Source organism: Nostoc sp. TCL240-02, from assembly GCF_013343235.1.
Lineage (GTDB): Bacteria > Cyanobacteriota > Cyanobacteriia > Cyanobacteriales > Nostocaceae > Nostoc.
In genome coordinates this window covers 7,514,657-7,530,175 of record NZ_CP040094.1, presented here as the reverse complement: position 1 = coordinate 7,530,175, position 15,519 = coordinate 7,514,657, and the positions used below count along the sequence as shown (strand labels likewise).

Here is a 15,519-nt window from a genome sequence, read left to right as displayed (position 1 = left end):
CAAGAGATTATGACTGTTGCAACCCAATCCGCCAAAGAATTGTCCGTCGAAGAACTGGCTATTAACTCGATCCGCTTCTTGGCTATTGATGCCGTAGAAAAGGCAAAATCGGGACATCCAGGACTACCAATGGGCGCGGCTCCGATGGCTTTTGTCCTCTGGGATCGCTTTTTGAAGTTTAATCCCAAAAATCCCAAGTGGTTTAACCGCGATCGCTTTGTCTTGTCTGCCGGTCATGGCTCGATGTTGCAGTACGCCCTACTGTACCTGACAGGCTACGATAGCGTCACCATTGAAGATATCAAACAATTCCGTCAATGGGGTTCTAAAACTCCTGGACACCCAGAAAACTTTGAAACCCCAGGCGTGGAAGTCACAACTGGGCCCTTGGGTCAAGGAATTGCTAATGGAGTTGGTTTAGCGATCGCAGAAGCGCACCTTGCCGCTAAATTTAACAAACCTGATACCAAAATTGTTGACCATTACACCTACGTAATTTTAGGTGATGGTTGCAACATGGAAGGTATTTCTGGTGAAGCTGCTTCTTTCGCAGGACACTTGGGATTAGGCAAACTCATCGCTCTGTACGACGACAACCATATTTCCATCGACGGTTCCACAGATGTAGCATTCACCGAAGATGTTTCCAAGCGGTTTGAAGCTTACGGTTGGCACGTTCTCCACGTTGAAGACGGCAATACCGATTTAGCAGCGATCGCCAAAGCAATTGAAGAAGCTAAATCTGTCACCGATAAACCATCAATGATTAAGGTGACAACCATCATCGGTTATGGTTCTCCCAATAAACAAAATACTGCTGGCGTTCACGGCGCTGCTTTGGGTGCGGACGAAATTGCCTTGACTCGTAAACAATTGAAGTGGGAATACGAGCCTTTTGTAATACCCGAAGAGGCTCTCAACCACACACGCAAAGCAGTTGAACGCGGCGCAGGTTACGAAACCGAATGGAACAAAACATTTGCCGACTATAAAGCTAAGTATCCCCAAGAAGCGGCTGAATTTGAACGCTACCTAAGCAGCAAACTACCTGATGGTTGGGATAAGGTACTACCAACCTACAGCCCCGAAGACAAAGGACTACCCACTCGTAAACACTCAGAAACTTGCCTTAACAAACTAGCGACGGTTTTACCTGAATTGATTGGTGGTTCGGCTGACTTAACCCACTCCAACTTGACCGAAATCAAGGGCAAGGGCGACTTCCAAAAAGGTCACTACGAAAACCCCAACATCCACTTTGGTGTGCGGGAACATGCTATGGGCGCAATCTGTAATGGTATCGCGCTGCACACTTCAGGATTAATTCCCTACGGTGCTACCTTCTTAATCTTCACAGATTATATGCGTGCTGCCATCCGCTTATCCGCCCTTTCTCAAGCTGGCGCGATTTGGGTGATGACTCACGATTCCATTGGACAAGGTGAAGATGGCCCCACACACCAACCCATTGAAACTCTAGCTTCCTTGCGAGCTATTCCTAATTTATTAGTGTTTCGTCCCGCAGACGGTAACGAAACCTCTGGTGCTTATAAAGTAGCGATCGAAAAAGCGAAGCAAAATGCTCCGTCTCTGTTGGCGTTCACCCGTCAAAACGTTCCCAACTTGGCAGGTACATCGGTTGAGGGTGTGGCGAAGGGTGGATACACCGTTGTTGATAGCGAAGGTACACCTGATATCATCTTGATTGGTACTGGTTCAGAATTGAGCCTCGCCGTCGGCGCAGCCGAAAAACTCAAGGCTGAAGGTAAGAAAGTCCGTGTTGTCTCCCTACCTTCATGGGAACTGTTTGAAGCACAGGATGCAGCTTATAAAGAGTCCATTCTGCCAAAAGCTGTCACCAAGCGTTTGTCTGTAGAAGCTGCCGCTAGTTTCGGTTGGCACAAATACGTGGGTACTGAAGGCGATACTGTTAGTATTGATCGCTTTGGTGCTTCGGCTCCAGGCAATGTTTGTCTAGAGAAGTTTGGCTTTAGCGTTGATAATGTGTTAGCTAAGGCTAAACAATTGTTGGGTTAATAACAACAGAATATTCTCAAAATCTTGTGAGGTGGGCATCTTGCCCGCCTTTTTTTTACACAGAGGGGGATTGTTTATAGATATGTGTGCTTTAATAGTGAGCGGCTTTTGTTCGTTCATGAATTTTCATCACACAAAACGATCACCGATGCTCCTCACACACAAAGAAAACATTTTAAAATTTAGCTGGCTTCTACCCAGCTTCTTCAGCTTGTTCCTGTTTGGTTCCACTGTCAAAGCTGCTGCGATCGCTAATTGGCATTTTGATAGCAATCGTAATCATCTAGATTTTACGACAGACGAGAATATTCAACCCAAAGTACAATTACTTACCAATCCAACCCGTCTGGTAATTGATTTACCTGGAGTCAAACTAGGATATCCACAGACTAGTCAAAGAGTGGGGTTAGTAATTAAAGACATTAGCATCGGGCAGTTTAATGCAGATACTACTCGTATGGTCGTTACCTTAGCACCCAATTATACTTTCGACTTAGCGCAGGTGAAGTTGCAAGAGGAATCTCTCAATCATTGGTCTGTGCAGTTACCCAAGCCTATACAATTGACTGCAACCCGGCCTAACATTTTAGAAATAACTCCGACTCAATCGAGTATTTCTCCAACAGTAAGTGATAACAGCACTCTGTTTGCTGGCGTAGTTCCTATGCATTCACCGATGAAAGCGCTGGAACCGCAGATTAAAGCCTTGATGAATCGTTACAGTTTCCTGAAAACAGGAATGTTTTTCCTAGATTTGGATACTGGGGATTATTTAGATGTTGGGGGCGATCGCGTTTTCCCAGCCGCTAGTACGATTAAATTGCCAATTCTCATTGCCTTTTTCCAAGATTTAGATGCGAGTAAAGTCACCCTTCAGGAAAACCTGACTATGCGACGTGACTTAGTAACCAATGGTTCTGGAACTATGCAGTATGAGCGAGTTGGCAAGAAGTATACAGCTTTGGAAACCATCACTAAGATGATTACCATTAGTGACAATACCGCCACCAATATGATTATCGATCGCTTAGGTGGAGCTACGAAACTAAACCAGCGCTTCCGTAACTGGGGACTGAAAGACACAGTAATTCGGCATCTCTTGGCTGACTTGAGAGGAACCAACACCACAAGTTCTCAAGATATGGCGCGGGTGCTGGCTTTAGTTGTGAATAACAAGCTAGTTTCTCCACAAAGTCGGGAGCAAGCTTTGGATATTCTGCGTCACACTACAATTCACACACTCCTTCCCGCAGGTTTAGGAAAAGGTGCAGTCATAGCCAACAAAACCGGAGATATCGGGTTTCTCATCGGCGATGCCGGATTTGTGACTATGCCAAATGGAAAACGTTATTTAGCGGCTATCTTCGTCACCCGTCCCTATAAGGACACTAGGGGGAGGGACTTTATCCGTCAAGTTTCCCAACTAGTTTACGATTATCTGAATCAGACAAATCCAGTCGCTGCGGTTGGTTCGCCTAACAGTGCTACGAGATAGAAAGCCATAAAAATCTTAGCCTGCGTAGGTTAGGGAACCACTGGAGCTTATCTATTGCTGCTACTGAAAATAAAAAACCCCGCCTGATGGCGGGGATAAATAAAGTTCAAAATTATCAATGGATAGTCACTCTAGAAGGTGAAAGTAGTTCTGAGTGTACCGATAATTGCATCATCGTTAGCGCTGCTCTGACCAGGAGAGGTTAACCAAATTACGCCAGGGGTAACAGAGATGTTATCCGATACGCGATATTTGTAGAAGCCTTCAAAGTGATAAGGTATATCATTGTTGCCGCCAAAACCTGGACGGTTAAAGGAATAGGGTTCTGCGCCTGCAAAAAGACCTAAAACGTTACCTTTTTTACCGAAATCAGGTAAGGCTACTCCTAAACCATAGCTCCAAGCTTGATAATCATCATTTGCACCGACACCTGTGACATCATGATAAGAGACGAAGCCACTAATGGACAGTTTGTCGCTGGGCCTAAACGCAGCCGACACACCGTAGGAATTACTTGAAGATGGGGTTACACCTCCTGCATTACCTAAAAAGTTAGCTTGTCCAGTACCTACATCAAAAGCTCCAGTTGCTCCGTCTGTACCAGAGTCAAATAAAGCACCACTTGCGCTATAACCGTGGACGTAGGTAGCAGCTAAAGCCAAGCGATCGCCAACACTAAAGTTCAACTGTCCTAAAGCAGCATAGTCACCGTTGGTCAGACCTTGACTAAGACCAGGATTATTAGCTTGGGATGCCAAGTAACCCGCAGTGATTGAGCTATTTCCTAAGATGCCGCCACCTTTACCAAGGGGTAGATTGAGCGCTATACCAGCACCGCCACCAATCCGATAGATGGGACTTTCAGAAGCAAAGGCAGACAACGCGCCGTTACCGCCATCAGTGTTGTCAAAAAAGTAAGGATTGTTGACAGCAGCGTAATGGCTGTGTCGTCCACCACTAGCTGCAATGTAAACGTTAGCCGGCCCTACAGGAACTTCATAAGTTAAGCGGTCTATCCTGACACTGTTGTTACCAGCGCCATTACCAACTTGAAATGTTTGTGTGCCTTCAGCAGTGTTGATCGCACCACCAGCGTTATCAAATTGTGTAAAGGCTGTTGCATTACCAGCTGCCAGACGAGTATGTAAAACGTCTCTACCAGTGAAGCTGGTTTGCAAGTCTAAACGTACCCGATCTTGGAAGACTGTATTGTTGTTGTCACCAGTGTTACCGCCAAATACATCAGTAACACCAAAAATGGCTTCACCGACTAATTTTGTGGTAGTAGAGAACTGATTGGCTTCCAATTCAGCAGTCCGCGCTTCTAGGGAATCTACGCGACCGCGTAGGGTTGCCAATTCTGCGGAAAATTCTTCTTGTAAACGCTGTAGGGTAGCTAAATCTTGTTTCGTCACCAAATCAGCTGTTGCTGTGGCAATCAACTCGTTAACGCGATCCAAACAGGCGTTCAAACCAGCAGCAAATTCATAACGGGTCAAAGCACGATTACCACGATAAGTGGCATTCGGATAACCTGCAATACAACCATAGCGTTCAACCAAGGACTGCAATGCTTGGAATGCCCAGTCAGTGGGTTGTACGTCAGAAAATTGCGAAACCGATGTTACTTGAGACTGAGAGTTATTTTGGTTGCCTTCGTTGCTGTAACGATTAACTTGATCTATCGTTGTTTGAGCCAACATTTCTGGCTGTTGGGCAACTTCAGCTACACCTGCTTGTTTTGCTGGTGATACTTCAGTGGTTGTGTTTGGAGCCGCGATCGCTGTTGTCGAAACTAACAACGTTGCTCCCAAAACTGCTGGGCTAACCACTAAGGATTTCCATAATAGATTAGACATTTCTTCTTTACTCCTCACACCTTGTTTAGATAATTGGTTTCGTTCCACCTAATTCTCGAAAATGCCACATTTCATCGAAACCTATGGATGAGGCATAATTGCCACTACTACAATTTTAGTTTTTGCAAAGCTAATAAACGATTAACTTGGGGTTAAAAACTGATGTGATTAACTTATGCAAAAACATATCTTTATATCATAACATTATAAAACATCTGATCTAGATGGCAAGATTGGAGCGATCGGCTTAATAACTGTCACACATAGCTATCTATATATCTAAGCAGGGAGTAAAGTTTAGGGCATTTAGTTCCTACTTGGCTAAATTGCTGAAAGTCTTCTGTACTTAGCATCTTGCAGATAAAAATCACTTCTTACACTTAGCCTGGAGAAATTGCACACCAGTTGAAATCCACTGGCTCGGCCATAACAAACATAGCAAAGCTTTTCAGGAGGGTCGTTGCCTGGTCTTTTTGGAATAAAAAACAAAATTAGGAATCAAGGTTTTTGAAACCTGCGAACTTTCAAGAAAAACGCATACCTTTACTCTCAATCAAGCTACGGGTTAGTTTTCCCTCATGAGTACAGATATGCGTGTTTTGTCTTTGTCGCTGTTACTTTACAGTCGCCTGGTGCAAGATATCAGAAGAAATCACTTATTTAATTTGGGAAATCGTCTGCGCTACATCAAAGTCTGCCTGTGTTAGTCCGCCTGCATCATGGGTTGTGAGTGTAATCTTCACTTTGTTGTAGGAAACCTCTATGTCTGGATGATGTCCTGCTGACTCAGCTGGTTCCACCAGTTTATTGACGAACTCAATTGCTTGGATAAAATCCTTGAATGTTCGAGTAATATACAATTTAGATTCTTCGACAGTCCAACCTGACAAAACCTTTGCCTGCTCTTGAATTTCCGTTTCCGTGAGTAGTTGTGTCATCTCAAAAAATTCCTACTTATATATTTGTTACATCTTGCATTTGACAGAAATAGACCCATTTAATTTTCCACACATAAACTATGGGAAGATCAGCTAATGCCTAATGCGTGTGTGTATATTTAAATCAGGCTTGGTAAATAAATGCTGTAGCTCACATCAGGTAATACACCAAGGTTTGATGCAAGATATTTTTAATTTTAAGAAAACTTAAACGCATTGGCTTTATCCATCGCGTGTATTGCTATCTAAGTTTTAAAAAGTCACCCATAAAAAACTATCCGCTCTGGTTTGGATCGGATGATCTAAATCAGAGCGGTCTAGCGGGTCTTCAGGTTGCAACCAGACTGCCGGAAGGAACTCCGAGCTTGCCTAGCTACTTGAGCTAACTTAGTATCTCAAAGATGACTAAGGCTAACTTTTAGAGAACAGCCCCGGCACACAGCCGGCTAACTGCAACCTGATGACCCACGCATTTACTACTTTCTATCATGGGCATCACCTCCTTATTGCCTAAGCGGTCTTAGTTTTAAAAGGGCAGAGTATTTACTCTGGGTTCATAACCTTCACCTAACATAACACATAAATTTAGAGATATTAGCTATATATAAAAAAATCTCCCGCCTTTTGGTGGGAGATCACTGGAGAATGGGGAATATTGACACTTTATTAGCTTATGCCAAGGAGATTATTTAATCTGGCTGATGTCAATTTTCGGCAACCATAAAACTGATTCAAGTCATGGTCAGCTTTTAATATTACAGAGCATTACCACGTGGTAATACCTCCTCAGGGAATACAAATTGTTCGTGGGGTTGATCTTGAGGAGCCATCCAAGCGCGGATACCCTCGTTCAGCAAAATGTTTTTGGTATAGAAGGTTTCAAACTCAGGGTCTTCCGCCGCCCGCAATTCTTGGGAGACGAAATCATAAGCCCGCAGGTTGAGTGCTAAACCGACGATGCCGACGGCACTCATCCACAAACCTGTGACTGGCACGAACAACATAAAGAAGTGCAACCAGCGTTTGTTTGAGAAAGCAATCCCGAAAATCTGTGACCAGAATCGGTTTGCTGTCACCATTGAATAGGTTTCTTCCGACTGGGTTGGATTGAAGGCGCGGAAGGTGTTGGCACCATCTCCATCTTCAAACAAGGTATTTTCGACTGTGGCTCCGTGAATGGCGCACAATAATGCACCACCCAATACACCAGCAACACCCATCATGTGGAAGGGGTTGAGTGTCCAGTTGTGGAAGCCTTGCAGGAATAGCAGGAACCGGAAAATTGCAGCCACCCCAAAGCTGGGTGCAAAGAACCAGCTTGATTGTCCCAAGGGGTACATCAGGAATACACTGACGAATACTGCAATGGGAGCGGAGAAGGCGAGGGCGTTATAAGGACGGATTCCTACTAGACGCGCAATTTCAAATTGCCGCAACATGAAGCCAATCAAACCAAAGGCTCCATGTAAGGCAACGAATGGCCACAATCCACCCAGTTGGAACCAACGGGTGAGGTCGCCTTGGGCTTCTGGTCCCCACAACAGCAATAGGGAATGTCCCATGCTGTCAGCGGGGGTGGATACTGCCACTGTTAAGAAGTTAGCTCCTTCTAGGTAGGAGGAGGCTAATCCGTGGGTGTACCAAGAGGTGACGAAGGTGGTACCGGTCAGCCAACCGCCTAGTGCTAGGAAGGCACAGGGGAATAATAGTATCCCTGACCAACCTACGAATACGAAGCGATCGCGCTTGAGCCAGTCGTCTAGAACGTCAAACCACCCTCTACTGGGCGCACGTCCAACTGCGATGGTCATTAGAGCAAATCTCCAAATGTTTATAAGTACAGGTTGTATCTGTATTATAGATGGCTAAATAAAAGCCTTCCATAAGCAGAAAGTTAACCGGGTTGTTAACCAAGTTTACAATTTTTTACACACCTTTAATCATATTAGGTGTAAATCGCTAATTTTTCTAGGGGTTTTGTCATAAAAATTAATTTTTGATTCAGACGAGGCAGATAAAACAGGGCAGCAAGAGGGGAAAGAGGTAATTTTAATTCTCCCCCTTGCTCCCTGCACCCTGCCCCTCTGCCTCTTCCAATGCCCATTTCCCTAGAATCACTCAGCTGACGCTAAAATGAGTCCACAGTTAAATTTGATTATTGCTAAATGTTTACCATCGATTTAAGCATCAGAAACACTGCTTTCCCAATCTCAGTACAACGTAAGTCAGCAGAGGATGCTGAGGCTGTCTATCAGCTAATTTTGGCAGCAATCCGTTCTGGGAACCCTGACATTGTGGAACTCAAGTGCGAGGGCAAGACAGAGAAAAAAATTGCTGTCCGCGCTAGTGAAATTTCTGGGGTGCAGATTGTTCAGAAAGATGGTACTACCCCTGGTGGTGGCAGACCACCAGGCTTTTTCGCTGTAGCTGCTGAGTAACCAAGGTTGACAAATGGCTCAAGTGGGCATTGAGGTCAAGGATTTAAATTTCAGTTGGCCAAATGGAGAGAAAGTTATCAAATCTTGCTCTTTAGAAGTACCCAAGGGTGAGTTTTGGATGCTCTTGGGTACAAATGGCAGTGGAAAATCAACGTTACTTAGACTACTGGCGGGGTTATTGGCTCCTGAATCTGGCGAAATTCGGGTTTTGCACCCTGTTGGCTTTGTTTTCCAAAATCCAGATCATCAACTAGTGATGCCAACGGTTGGTGCTGATGTGGCTTTTGGATTGGTGGAAGAAAAGTTGCCACCTGCTGCCACCAGAGCTAGGGTTGAGGAGGCGCTGGGAGCGGTGAATTTGCTTACCCTGCAACGACGACCTATTTATGCACTCTCTGGGGGACAGAAACAACGAGTGGCGATCGCAGGTGCAATCGCCCGTCGCTGTGAAGTCTTATTATTAGATGAACCCACTGCCTTATTAGATCCAGATAGCCAGTTGGATTTAGTTGCCAGTGTCCGTCGCCTTGTCAAAAGTAGAGGGATCACAGCGCTGTGGGTAACACATCGATTAGACGAGTTAAATTACTGTGATGGCGCTTTTTTGTTAGAAAAAGGCTCTCTGGTAGATAGAGGTGAAGCCCAACGCCTCAAACAACGTCTGATGGAGGTACACAGTGAAGCCTCTTAATTAGGTGCTGAGTGCTGAGTAGTGCGTGCTGAAAAACGTATAAAAGTACTCAATATTTTCACAACTGTACATACTCTGGTTTTTATTTGGATGGTGTTTTAACTCAGCACTTTTCATTTTCACCATTACTGAAAAAGAACTGCAACGCGCCTTTGTTTAAAAGGCGCGTTTTGAATTGTTACGTCTATCTTAGGTTGTAGTTTTATGAGGCTAGCGTATTTTTTATCGTATGTAGCATAGTGTTACAGACAATGCATCAATTATTATAAAACTTATGAATGAATTTTGTTAACTCTAGAAAATTGTGATTAAAAACCATGCCCCGTTCCTTACTCCAAGCCGTTTTGTTGGTGGACGGCTACAATATAATAGGCGCTTGGCCTTGCCTTAAAAAAACGCGTGATAGCGTTGGATTAGAGGCCGCACGGGGTGAACTTGTGGAAGCAATGACTGGTTATAGTGCGTTTCAAGGCTATACAACTCAGATAGTTTTTGATGCCCAATATCAGAATTCTTCTAGCAATAAAGAAATAATTACTGAGCTTCTATCAGTTTATTACACTGATTTTGGGCAGACAGCAGATACTTACATTGAAAAATCCTGTGCTTCTTTTCGCCACCAAATAGCCCAATCTTTAATTTCTCGTGTGATTGTTGCTACATCAGATCGGGCGCAGCAGTTGATGATACAAGGGTATGGGGCTGAATGGTTGTCGGCGCAACAACTTTGTGGGGAAGTGGAAGCTACTGTCTGCCGGATGCGACAAAAGTATCATACGCGCAAACAATCGAAGAGTAGGTTTTTAGCTAATGCTATTGATGCTAAAGCACGGCAGCGTCTGGCTGAATTACGAATGGGATTACAGTAAATTATGTAGTATTTAAGAGTCTCTGCTTAAGTTCGTGAATGGATTTTGGCTTCAAAAATTATCTAAATTAAGCATCTAAAAAAATATTGGCGAAAGTACTTGCCAAATCTTATTTTTAGCCCTAAGATTATAAATCGTGAGTGATCCTCAGTAGCTCAGTGGTAGAGCGATCGACTGTTAATCGATTGGTCGCTGGTTCGAATCCAGCCTGGGGAGTTTATCAATTGTGTATTTTAAAACTTTGGATTCTATAGAACCCATTTGACATCTAAGAAGAGGCTGCAAGCCTCTGAAGCATTAGCCGAATGAAACAAAGATTAACCTTGGCAGTTGCATTATCTAGAGTTCTCTCAAAGTTCTTAACGAGAATTTTGCATCTCTCAATCCAAGCATTTGACCGTTCAATTACCCACCTCGCGGCAACCGGAACAAACCCAGATTTCCCTAATTCTTTGTTTTGTTGTTTTGATGGTTTTGCCGAAAGTTCAAACCTGATTTTCGTCATCATTTGGGGATAAACTTTTTCTAGCTCCTCCCTCAAATACTCAGGGTGATAACCGTGGTCTAGCAGAATGGTGATTTTGGGAATATTGACGGGTTTTGACTGGAAATAATCAATGTTTTTAGTCAACATCTCAATCAAACCCCTATCATCAGATACATTTGCTTTAGTGCAATGAGTAAAGAAGGGAAACCCCAGGGTATCAACGGCTAGATGTCTTTTAATGCCATTTGTCGAGAAAGTAGAAACAATACCCTTTCGATGTAATACTCGCATTACAGGTGTTTTTCACCGCTTGAGAGTCGATAATTATCAGCGTCGTCCACTTAGCTTTTTTTTTACCTGTTCACGCACTCGTCCATGTAAAACTCTCATCAATTCTTCTATCACTCCTTTGGCCCGCCACTGCTTGTAATGCCAATATACAGTCGAGTAGGGGGGCAAGTCCTTGGGTAAGTCTTCCCAATTGCAGCCATTCTTTAGTTGATAGAAGATGCCATCTAAGAGTTCTCTTTTTGTCCAGTTGGCGGGTCTAGTCTGTTTCTTAGCAGGCAATATAGTCGGCAGTAGAGGTTCGAGAATTTCCCATTCTTCGTCTGTTAGGCTGCTAGAGTACGGCATGGCTGCTGGATATGTCTTTTGCCGTCACTCTACTTCAATACAGTAAAAGATGTCAAATGGGTTCTATATTATCCATCAGAGATTTGTGGTCGCTTGACTCGGCTGTGACGTTTCTGAATCATAGGTCTTTTGGTGCTTGTCCTAAACAGGTGCTGGAGTTTCAACAAGGATTGCGATCGCATCAAGAATCTGTTTTGCATTTGTAGCAGTAAACATTGGGTGATTTGCCAAATAAATATTTTTATTACATACCACGTTTAAGGCAAGAGACGCGATAAATCGCCGTCTCTACAAATCGATACGGTGATTTATCGCGTCTTTGCAATCTGTAAAGACATTATGGGACTAGTGGTATTGTTTTAAGTGATTGCACTTAACAATGCTGAAACTAGGATAACGCTTTACATGACTTCTGGAGCGCTGCCTTCTAATCCTTTTGTGGCTGCGGGGATGATTGAAGATCCCAGGGTGTTTGTCGGTCGTAAAGATGAATTACACGCGATCGCATCTCGGATGAAGGGCGATCAGCCTACAAGTATTAATATAGTTGGCGAGAAGCACATTGGTAAATCTTCGTTGCTGCATTATTTCGTTCTGACTTGGCAGCAGCGAGTATTAAACAACAGTAATAATTATGTGGTAATTTACCTACCGTTAAGGGGTGTGGATTGCCAAACTGAAACGGGTTTTTATGAGGCTGTGGCAGAAGGTTTACTGAGTCACGTTCAGGGATGGCAACAACGCAGTCTGCAAAATTGTTGGAAGATTAAACCGCTTAATCGGCAAGCATTTTCAGATGCGGTTAAGGAATGGAAACAGCAAGGAAAGCTTCCCGTCCTCTGTCTGGATGATTTTGAAAGTCTTTTGAAACATCCCGATAAATTCGATAATGGATTTTATGACAATTTGCGATCGCTGATGGATAGCAATGCCTTGATGCTAGTGGTGGCTTCGCGTAAACAACTGGATGTTTATGCTAACGAGCATCGGTTTGTCTCTAGTTTTTTCAATATTGGTCACACAATTTCTTTGAATGAACTAACTACAGATGAGGCTATTGAACTGTCGCGCTTACCAACTCGCTCTACTAATGGTGCAGCTTTGAGTGTAGACGAACAGAATCATGCCCAGCAGTGGGGCGATCGTTATCCTTACAAGTTGCAATTGGCTGGTTACTATTTGTGGGAAGCACGTCAACAAGGCAAGGCAATCAAGTGGGCGAAACAGCAGTTTGACCAACAGCTTGCAAATCCTAAATCTAAAGCAAAAGAACAACGATGGCAATTATGGCTGCGTTGGTTAGTTTGGGATTTGCCAGTGCGTCTAGGGAAAATACCCAAATTCATCGGTGCAACGTTAGGTGATATAGGCAACTGGATTACTGGGTTAGTCATTTTGCTTTTACCAGTTTTGGTTTGGGTGGGTGTGCTGCACTGGAATGAAGTTTGGGATTTTGTGCGTGACAAGCTGGGGATAAAGTAGCAATGAGTAACAGATCGCTAACATCAGGCTTTTGGAATTATGTGGCTGAATGCACGCGCCTCTTGTATTGGGCTTACTTCAAGCCTTTTACCTTTGAACGTTGGCTGCGTGATATTCATCCAGAATTGAAGCCAACAAATAACCCTTTTGATGAACAGGCTGAGTTTCGTACTAACTTCCGTCTACGTCACTATGGTGGGCAAGTTTGGTGGCTAACTGCTTTAGTCCCAATGTTTGCTGTGTTGTTGGTAGCGCAAGTTTACACTCTGGTTAGTGGTGAATCATTTAACTGGTTATTAAGCTGTATTTTTTTGGTTGGCTGGTTTATAGGACGGGTTATAGACCGTGGCGGTAATAAAAATAGGCTAGTTCTTGTCCTTGTTGCTGTCTTTAGCATTTTTCTTGCAATTCAATTTTTATCAGGGGTGGCGTTCGACGTGGTGCTAGGCTTGGCGTTCGGCGTGGCGCTAGGCGTGGCGGTAGGCGTGGCGCTAGGCGTGGCGGTAGGTATAGCGTTCGGTGTGGCGTTCGGCATGGAGGGAAGCGTGGGGGAAAACGTTGCGTTCTTCGATGTGGGGGAAACATTGCGTTCGGCGTAGGGGGAAACGTTGCGTTCGGCGTGGCGTTCGGTGTGGCGTTCGGACTGGAGGCAAACGTGGCGTTCGGCGTGGCGCTAGGCATGATGTTCGGTATGGCGCTCGGCATGGTAGTGTTCCGTGTGGCGGTAGGTGTCGAGGGAAGCGTGGCGTTCGGCGTGGCGTTCGGCGTTGTGTGGATTTTGGGTGTGTTGCGGGTTTACTTCTGGTTGCCAGAATTACTATGGATACTCACCCTGTTCTTGTTGTCTCCAAATGAAAAACGGGTAAATTGTTTGCGATATCTGCCCCCTCGCTTTGATGAATTGATTATTTTGCCTCTGCCTTTCATGGATGTGATGATTGTAGAAGCTTATGGAAAGAACCCAAATGTTGCCCTTGAGACTATTAATTATCTAATTACATCCACCAATCAGCAAAAAGTTGCAGCACAGGCAATTTCTGGTATTGCTGTAGATATTCTCAATCGTTGTCAGAGGTTTAGCGATATTGTGGAGATTGCCAACCAACTAGCGTGGATTCCCTTACTAGCACCAAAGGAACTTGGCACTGTGCTGCCCCAATTTTTGGATATTAGCCAGAATGTACGGGCATCACAGGAAGCAACTTCACTTTATCGTCAATATGAGTTACTGAACGTTCCAATCACTGCATTACGCCAACTGGTGCAAAGTATAGCTTTAACAAAAGATGCTCGCGTTGCTGTTTCTTTTGGCAACACTGCACAAAGCTGGCTAACTATATTAGAAACGGCGCAGCGCACTTTAAACGAACAGGCACAGCAATCAAAAGAAATTCCGCAAGTTTATATTGCTGGTAATTCACTAGACCCGGAAACAGCGAAGAATCGTTTCAAAGGGCGAATTGATATATTTCGAGAAATTGAATCTTTAACACTTTCTGAGCAGATGCCAGTGTTGTTACTCTATGGAGGGCGGAGGACAGGGAAAACTTCAGCACTGAAATATCTACCTTACAGAATACAAGCAAATATTGTACCTTTGCTTGTAGACATACAAGGAGTAGCAGCAGCTACAACCTTAAAAGGATTGGCTGAAAATTTAGCTCAACAGATTATCGAAGCTGCACGGCGATTACCCCGTAAAGTATTCTTGCCTAATCCAGATGCCAATAAACTAGCTGAAGATCCATTTCCTGCACTGCAAACTTGGTTCGCAGAAATAGAACGCAGCAACTTTGGTAAGAAATTTCTCCTCTGTTTAGATGAATATGAACGCCTAGGTGAGGTAGTGAAAGCAACAAGCAGCCGTGCGCCACTCAATTTTATCCGTAACCTGCTGCAACATCAACGCAAGTGGATTTTACTTTTTAGTGGTTCACACGAATTATCTGAACTTGATGATTACTGGAGTGACTATCTAATTAACACCCGTGCTTTGCGAATGACTTACCTGCACGAGTTAGAAGCCCGCGATTTGATTCAACAGCCAGTAGAGAACTTCAGCGATATCTATGAACCAACTGCTGTAGATGAAATTATCCAACTTACTCGCTGTCAACCTTATCTCGTTCAGTTGGTGTGTTATGAGGTGGTGGAATTGCTAAATCGCGATATCAGAAGAAACAGGCGAGAAGCAGATACAGCAAAAGCTACTGCACAGGATGTTCAAGAAGTTATACCTATTGTGCTTGAGCGAGGCGATCAGTATTTTCGGGAATTATGGAAGAGTTTAACAGATAGCGATGTCTACGACGGGCTACGCCTACGCTCTCTCCTGCGCCGGATAATCTACGGGGAAACTCCCACACCGCAAGACAAAGGCGTTATCCGCAAACTAACGCGAAAAGAAATCTTGACTCCAGAAGGCAATGCTTTTCAAGTGCCTTTGGTGCAAAAATATATAGAACAGTTGCTCGAAGAAGAGTGATAGAGACAATTCTATTTAAGTTGCGAAATTAGTCCTAGAGGCAGGCAATAGGCAATACAATAATCAGTTTTTTGTAGAGACGGCGATTTATCGCGTCTCTTG

14 protein-coding genes and 1 tRNA gene are annotated in these 15,519 nt (G+C 44.1%); 10 read left to right on the top strand and 5 right to left on the bottom strand.

Annotated features, from left to right (window positions below; all coding sequences use genetic code 11):
• The first annotated feature begins 9 nt into the window (after window positions 1-9).
• Together tkt and FBB35_RS32295 are read left to right on the top strand one after the other, a co-directional pair.
• Window positions 10-2,037: a transketolase gene (gene tkt / locus FBB35_RS32300; RefSeq protein ID WP_174713092.1), complete on the top strand. Its 2,028-nt coding sequence runs from the start codon at window positions 10-12 to the stop codon at window positions 2,035-2,037.
• A gap of 148 nt (window positions 2,038-2,185) precedes the next feature.
• Window positions 2,186-3,532 carry a serine hydrolase gene (locus tag FBB35_RS32295; protein ID WP_174713090.1) on the top strand — a complete coding sequence of 449 codons (1,347 nt, stop codon included), beginning with the start codon at window positions 2,186-2,188 and terminating at the stop codon, window positions 3,530-3,532.
• Window positions 3,533-3,663: 131 nt separating this feature from the next.
• Here the strand turns inward: FBB35_RS32295 and FBB35_RS32290 are convergent, their stop codons facing one another.
• From FBB35_RS32290 to psbD, 3 genes are all read right to left on the bottom strand, one after another.
• On the bottom strand, window positions 3,664-5,391 hold the full coding sequence (locus FBB35_RS32290) for an iron uptake porin (RefSeq protein ID WP_174713085.1): 1,728 nt from the start codon (window positions 5,389-5,391) through the stop codon (window positions 3,664-3,666).
• A 656-nt stretch (window positions 5,392-6,047) separates the two neighbouring features.
• On the bottom strand, window positions 6,048-6,329 hold the full coding sequence (locus FBB35_RS32285) for a 4a-hydroxytetrahydrobiopterin dehydratase (protein WP_174713083.1): 282 nt from the start codon (window positions 6,327-6,329) through the stop codon (window positions 6,048-6,050).
• A gap of 755 nt (window positions 6,330-7,084) precedes the next feature.
• Window positions 7,085-8,140, bottom strand: a complete 1,056-nt coding sequence (gene psbD, locus FBB35_RS32280; protein WP_012409998.1) for a photosystem II D2 protein (photosystem q(a) protein) — start codon at window positions 8,138-8,140, stop codon at window positions 7,085-7,087.
• A 354-nt stretch (window positions 8,141-8,494) separates the two neighbouring features.
• On the opposite strand from psbD, the gene FBB35_RS32275 reads away from it, so the two are divergent.
• The 4 genes from FBB35_RS32275 to FBB35_RS32260 all read left to right on the top strand — a co-directional run bounded on the left by FBB35_RS32275 (window position 8,495) and on the right by FBB35_RS32260 (window position 10,543).
• Window positions 8,495-8,767, top strand: a complete 273-nt coding sequence (locus FBB35_RS32275; RefSeq protein ID WP_012410874.1) for a hypothetical protein — start codon at window positions 8,495-8,497, stop codon at window positions 8,765-8,767.
• Window positions 8,768-8,780: 13 nt separating this feature from the next.
• Window positions 8,781-9,458, top strand: coding sequence for an ABC transporter ATP-binding protein (locus FBB35_RS32270; RefSeq protein WP_174713081.1), 678 nt, complete (start codon window positions 8,781-8,783; stop codon window positions 9,456-9,458).
• A gap of 317 nt (window positions 9,459-9,775) precedes the next feature.
• Complete coding sequence (locus FBB35_RS32265; RefSeq protein WP_114082779.1) at window positions 9,776-10,327, top strand: NYN domain-containing protein; 552 nt, start codon at window positions 9,776-9,778, stop codon at window positions 10,325-10,327.
• Window positions 10,328-10,471: 144 nt separating this feature from the next.
• A tRNA-Asn gene (locus FBB35_RS32260) sits at window positions 10,472-10,543 on the top strand.
• A 52-nt stretch (window positions 10,544-10,595) separates the two neighbouring features.
• Here FBB35_RS32260 and FBB35_RS32255 read toward each other — a convergent pair.
• Both FBB35_RS32255 and FBB35_RS32250 read right to left on the bottom strand, forming a co-directional pair.
• Entirely contained in the window at window positions 10,596-11,105 is a 510-nt protein-coding gene (locus FBB35_RS32255) for a transposase (RefSeq protein ID WP_254625599.1), read from the bottom strand.
• A 36-nt stretch (window positions 11,106-11,141) separates the two neighbouring features.
• Window positions 11,142-11,450 (bottom strand): transposase, encoded by a 309-nt coding sequence (locus FBB35_RS32250; protein ID WP_174710258.1) that lies wholly within the window; start codon window positions 11,448-11,450, stop codon window positions 11,142-11,144.
• A gap of 56 nt (window positions 11,451-11,506) precedes the next feature.
• On the opposite strand from FBB35_RS32250, the gene FBB35_RS32245 reads away from it, so the two are divergent.
• The 4 genes from FBB35_RS32245 to FBB35_RS32235 all read left to right on the top strand — a co-directional run bounded on the left by FBB35_RS32245 (window position 11,507) and on the right by FBB35_RS32235 (window position 15,417).
• The gene (locus tag FBB35_RS32245; protein WP_174707971.1) at window positions 11,507-11,656 is read left to right on the top strand and encodes a hypothetical protein; all 150 of its coding nucleotides are present in this window, start codon (window positions 11,507-11,509) and stop codon (window positions 11,654-11,656) included.
• A 199-nt stretch (window positions 11,657-11,855) separates the two neighbouring features.
• Window positions 11,856-12,932, top strand: coding sequence for an AAA family ATPase (locus FBB35_RS32240; protein ID WP_174713080.1), 1,077 nt, complete (start codon window positions 11,856-11,858; stop codon window positions 12,930-12,932).
• Between the two features lie 2 nt (window positions 12,933-12,934).
• Window positions 12,935-13,531 (top strand): hypothetical protein, encoded by a 597-nt coding sequence (locus FBB35_RS35280; protein WP_254625754.1) that lies wholly within the window; start codon window positions 12,935-12,937, stop codon window positions 13,529-13,531.
• Window positions 13,532-13,551: 20 nt separating this feature from the next.
• Window positions 13,552-15,417: an AAA family ATPase gene (locus FBB35_RS32235; RefSeq protein ID WP_254625753.1), complete on the top strand. Its 1,866-nt coding sequence runs from the start codon at window positions 13,552-13,554 to the stop codon at window positions 15,415-15,417.
• Window positions 15,418-15,519: the final 102 nt, after the last annotated feature.

Excerpts from the sequence above, each read along its gene's own strand:
- tkt (WP_174713092.1), top strand. The coding sequence starts at position 10 with ATGACTGTTGCAACCCAATCCGCCAAAGAATTGTCCGTCGAAGAACTG.
- FBB35_RS35280 (WP_254625754.1), top strand. The coding sequence starts at position 12,935 with ATGAGTAACAGATCGCTAACATCAGGCTTTTGGAATTATGTGGCTGAA.
- FBB35_RS32295 (WP_174713090.1), top strand. The coding sequence starts at position 2,186 with ATGCTCCTCACACACAAAGAAAACATTTTAAAATTTAGCTGGCTTCTA.
- FBB35_RS32265 (WP_114082779.1), top strand. The coding sequence starts at position 9,776 with ATGCCCCGTTCCTTACTCCAAGCCGTTTTGTTGGTGGACGGCTACAAT.
- psbD (WP_012409998.1), bottom strand. The coding sequence starts at position 8,140 with ATGACCATCGCAGTTGGACGTGCGCCCAGTAGAGGGTGGTTTGACGTT.
- FBB35_RS32270 (WP_174713081.1), top strand. The coding sequence starts at position 8,781 with ATGGCTCAAGTGGGCATTGAGGTCAAGGATTTAAATTTCAGTTGGCCA.
- FBB35_RS32275 (WP_012410874.1), top strand. The coding sequence starts at position 8,495 with ATGTTTACCATCGATTTAAGCATCAGAAACACTGCTTTCCCAATCTCA.
- FBB35_RS32245 (WP_174707971.1), top strand. The coding sequence starts at position 11,507 with ATGGGTTCTATATTATCCATCAGAGATTTGTGGTCGCTTGACTCGGCT.
- FBB35_RS32250 (WP_174710258.1), bottom strand. The coding sequence starts at position 11,450 with ATGCCGTACTCTAGCAGCCTAACAGACGAAGAATGGGAAATTCTCGAA.
- FBB35_RS32240 (WP_174713080.1), top strand. The coding sequence starts at position 11,856 with ATGACTTCTGGAGCGCTGCCTTCTAATCCTTTTGTGGCTGCGGGGATG.
- FBB35_RS32285 (WP_174713083.1), bottom strand. The coding sequence starts at position 6,329 with ATGACACAACTACTCACGGAAACGGAAATTCAAGAGCAGGCAAAGGTT.
- FBB35_RS32255 (WP_254625599.1), bottom strand. The coding sequence starts at position 11,105 with ATGCGAGTATTACATCGAAAGGGTATTGTTTCTACTTTCTCGACAAAT.
- FBB35_RS32290 (WP_174713085.1), bottom strand. The coding sequence starts at position 5,391 with ATGTCTAATCTATTATGGAAATCCTTAGTGGTTAGCCCAGCAGTTTTG.